5 protein-coding genes are annotated in these 3,791 nt (G+C 63.8%); 2 read left to right on the top strand and 3 right to left on the bottom strand.

Annotated elements, in window-relative coordinates:
- On the bottom strand, nt 1-405 hold a 405-nt coding region (locus tag MOV75_RS30395; protein WP_247007161.1), incomplete at its 3' end, for an MFS transporter.
- Between the two features lie 129 nt (nt 406-534).
- Here MOV75_RS30395 and MOV75_RS30390 point away from each other — a divergent pair.
- On the top strand, nt 535-1,137 hold the full coding sequence (locus tag MOV75_RS30390) for a TetR/AcrR family transcriptional regulator (RefSeq protein ID WP_249796858.1): 603 nt from the start codon (nt 535-537) through the stop codon (nt 1,135-1,137).
- A gap of 331 nt (nt 1,138-1,468) precedes the next feature.
- Here the strand turns inward: MOV75_RS30390 and MOV75_RS30385 are convergent, their stop codons facing one another.
- Together MOV75_RS30385 and MOV75_RS30380 are read right to left on the bottom strand one after the other, a co-directional pair.
- Entirely contained in the window at nt 1,469-2,842 is a 1,374-nt protein-coding gene (locus MOV75_RS30385) for a PleD family two-component system response regulator (protein ID WP_247007158.1), read from the bottom strand.
- Between the two features lie 14 nt (nt 2,843-2,856).
- Nucleotides 2,857-3,222, bottom strand: coding sequence for a response regulator (locus tag MOV75_RS30380; RefSeq protein ID WP_246919875.1), 366 nt, complete (start codon nt 3,220-3,222; stop codon nt 2,857-2,859).
- A gap of 241 nt (nt 3,223-3,463) precedes the next feature.
- Between MOV75_RS30380 and MOV75_RS30375 the strand changes: the two genes are divergently transcribed.
- A complete protein-coding gene (locus MOV75_RS30375; protein ID WP_247007157.1) occupies nt 3,464-3,775 on the top strand; it encodes a DUF3572 domain-containing protein in 312 nt (103 codons plus the stop codon).
- The last annotated feature ends 16 nt before the right edge of the window (nt 3,776-3,791 follow it).

Genomic DNA, 3,791 nt, shown 5'->3' with positions numbered 1-3,791 from the left:
CACCGTTGCAGGGACAGCGCGCGCCGCCACCGACATCGCGATCGCGGCCGCCGTGCAGGCCAGCGACGTTCCGATCAGCACGCCGGCGCCGATCATGATGCTGACCAGCCCGTTCGCGGTCGCCATCAGAACGAGGCCGACGATGTACATCAGCGATCCCACGATCATGATCGGACGGAAGCCGTAGCGCACCGTCATCGCGCCTGCGAGCGGCTGGAGAAAGCCCCAGGCGAGGTTCTGCACCGCCAGCGCCAGTGTGAAGTCCGAAATCGAAAGGTGAATGTCGTGCGTCAGCGGCTGCATGAAGATGCCGAGGCTCTGCCGCAGCCCCATGCTCAGCGTCAGCATGATCGAGGCGCCGATCAGGATGGGCAATGTTGGACGCAGGACCTGCAGCAGGGGCATTTTCTTCTCCCTTTTGGGCACGGCGCAATTGCCGTCGTCCGCTTTTGCCGTTGATTTTGGTTACACAGACCTGTTTACTTAGGCTATGGATGGCTGGTGCTGTCAAGCGAACTGGACGCGCGCTACCGCATGGCTCCTCCGCCCGCCCCACAGACGATGAAAGAGCGGATCCTTCAGACCGCCGACAAGCTGTTCTATCTGCAAGGCATTCGCGCGATCGGCGTCGACACCATCGCGGCCGAGATCGGCATCTCCAAACGCACGCTCTACAACCACTTCCCCTCCAAGGACGCGCTGATCGCAGCTTATCTGCAGCGCCGCTTCGTGCACGCGTCCCCTTCGGACAAGCCGCCGGCCGAGCAGATCCTCGCCACCTTCGATTCGCTGGAGCGGCGCTTTGCGGCCAGGGATTTTCGCGGCTGCCCGTTCGTGAACGCGGTCGCCGAGCTTGGTCCTGCCGACCGCGCCGTGAAGAAGATCGCGGTGGCCTTCAAGGAAAGCCGCCGCCTCTGGTTTCGCGACCGCCTGACCGAGCTCGGTGTGCGGGACGCGGAGGCGCTCGCAACGCAGCTGGTGCTCTTGGTCGACGGCTCCATTGCGCAGGACCTGGTGCGCGACGATCCGGCGATGGCGCGTGCCGCGAAGGAAGCGGCGAAGGTCTTGTTGCGGAATGCGGGGGTGGATGTGGGGGATGCCGTGATGGCAAAGGGACGCAAGCCCGCGCCACAATGATCACCGTCATCCCGGACAAGCGCAGCGAAGCGAAGCGCAGATCCTGGATCCATAACCACAGGAAGCAATTTGACGAAGACTCGTAGTTGCCAGCTCGCGCGGCAACTTCTCCCTGGGGTTATGGGTCCCCGCCTTCGCGGGGACGACGACGGAGAATGTGGCGAGAGCATTCATCTCACGCCCAGGTCCTGCCAACATGCTTCTGTTTTGCCCGACGCGTCAAACCGGCCCGATCACCCCGTCAGCGGTTTTCGAACTCGCATAACCCATTGATCCGACTAGCGCCGGCTACTGTGCATGGGGTTGTTTTCGCGAATTCGCGGGGGCGCCCTTACGCCGCCTGCGACACGACGCGATTGCGGCCGTCGTGCTTGGCGCGATAGAGCGCGGTGTCGGCACGCTTGAGCACGTCGCCTACCGCCTCGCCCTTCTGCTCCAGCGTGGTCAGGCCGATCGAGATCGTGACCTCGATGCGCTTGGCACCCTTGTGGATCGCGAACGGCTCTCCTGCGATCGAGCGGCGCAGGCGCTCGGCGACCATGCCGGCGACGTGGAGATCGGTCTCGGGCATCACGATGACGAACTCCTCGCCGCCGTAGCGGCAGGCCAGATCAATGCCGCGGATCGACTTGCGGACCCGCACCGCGAACTCGCGCAGCACGTCGTCGCCGGCGTCGTGGCCGAAATTGTCGTTGATCGACTTGAAGAAGTCGATGTCCAGGATCATCAGCGCCAGCGGCTTGCCGCGGGTCGCGGCCTGCTCGGCGAGCGTCGCCAGATGGCTCTCCATGTAGCGGCGATTGTGCAGGCCGGTGAGCGCATCGGTGATCGCCATCTCGATCGAGTTCTGCACGTTGTCGCGCAAATGATCGGTGTAGCGGCGGCGGCGGATCTGGGTGCGGGCGCGCGCCAACAGCTCGATCTTGTCGATGGGACGCAGCAGGTAGTCGTTGACGCCGATCTCGAGGCCGCGGAGCAGCCGCGTCGAGTTCTCGGGGTCGGCGATCGCCAGGATCGGCACGTGCCGCGTCCGCTCCAGCGAGCGCGCCTGGCTGCAGAGCCTGAGGCCGTCGAAATTGTTGAGGTCGAGCGAGACGATCAGCAGGTCGTAATTGCCCTCGGCGGCGTGGAACAGCGCCTCCGTCGGGTTCGGCTCGACGTCGATGGTGTGCTCGGCGGCAAGGATCGTCGCCAGCCGCTCGTAGGAGGACGGACGGTCGTCGACCAGCAGGATGCGGCCGCCCTTGCCGGTGTCGGCCACGGCGCTACGCTCGGGCGCCTGCATGCCGATCTCGAGCGAGGTGATGGCGCGCATGCGCAGTTCGTCCGTCATCATCTTCAGCCGCGTCAGCGAGCGCACGCGCGCGATCAGCACGACATCGGAGACGGGTTTGGTCAGGAAATCATCGGCGCCAGCCTCCAGCCCGCGATTGCGGTCTGCCGGGCTGTCGAGCGCCGTCACCATGACGACGGGAATGTGGTGCGTCGCCGGATCCGTCTTGAGGCGGCGGCAGACTTCGAAACCGTCCATGTCAGGCATCATCACGTCGAGCAGGATGATGTCGCATTCGGCGCGGCGGCTGATCGCCAGCGCCTCGGTGCCGTTCGAGGCGGTCATCACGTCGAAATATTCGGCGGACAGGCGGGCTTCGAGGAGTTTGACGTTGGCAGGAACGTCATCGACAACCAGGATACGCGCGGACACTGTGAACTCACTTCCTATCCGATAAAACGCCGGACCGTCTCGATGAATTTGCCGACCGAGATCGGCTTGGACAAATAGGCCTCGCAGCCGCCCTCGCGGATGCGCTCTTCGTCGCCCTTCATCGCGAACGCCGTGACCGCGACGACGGGAATGGCGCGCAGCTCCGGATCGTCCTTGATCCAGCGCGTCACCTCGAGGCCGGAGACCTGCGGCAATTGGATATCCATCAGCACGAGGTCGGGCCGCGTCTTGCGAACGAGGTCGAGCGCCTCGTAGCCGTTGCTGGTGCCGGAGGTCTGGTAGCCGTGCGCCTCCAACAGGTCGCGGAAGAGCTTCATGTTGAGCTCGTTGTCTTCCACGATCAGGACGGTCTTAGCCATCCCGCCCTCCTGATGGGTCCGCAGACCGGTACATGTGACGCCTCAGACGCCGCTTTCCGGCGTTTCGAAAACTGGATTCAAACTAGCCTCAGATTCGCTTGAGTTTCGTTAAACCCGAGGGTCGACTTTCTGCGATGTGGTTTCCAGTTGCTTGCCTGGGGTCGGAAGACTCACGGACGAGACTCGGGCATGATGATTCCAAATTAGAGACCGAAAGTTAACGGAAAGGCAAACCGTCCCCTTGAAAAAGCCTGTTCACAACCTCCGCGAAGTCGCTGAAATCGTTGCGATTCAGGCACTGTCGTTCGTCGCGAGCGAGCCCGAGCGGCTGGGCCTGTTCCTGGCTGAGACAGGGGTCGGTCCAGAGACCCTGCGTAATGCTGCCACGGATCCCAATTTCCTGCTCAGCGTGCTCGATTTCGTGCTGCGTGATGACGCCACTGTGAAGGCCTTTGCCAGCTCCACGGAACTGCACCCGACCAACGTTGCCGCAGCGCGGCAGGTCCTCGGCGACGCGCTCGGCGACCCCTCCTGGGAGCGCGACGTGCCGTGACCAGCTCCGACCCGGC

Origin of the sequence: Bradyrhizobium sp. PRIMUS42, assembly GCF_023006515.1 — a bacterium.
GTDB lineage: Bacteria > Pseudomonadota > Alphaproteobacteria > Rhizobiales > Xanthobacteraceae > Bradyrhizobium.
Note: the sequence above shows the minus strand (reverse complement) of the source record. Positions and strands in the feature narration are given on the sequence as shown.

Excerpts from the sequence above, each read along its gene's own strand:
- MOV75_RS30390 (WP_249796858.1), top strand. The coding sequence starts at position 535 with ATGGCTCCTCCGCCCGCCCCACAGACGATGAAAGAGCGGATCCTTCAG.
- MOV75_RS30380 (WP_246919875.1), bottom strand. The coding sequence starts at position 3,222 with ATGGCTAAGACCGTCCTGATCGTGGAAGACAACGAGCTCAACATGAAG.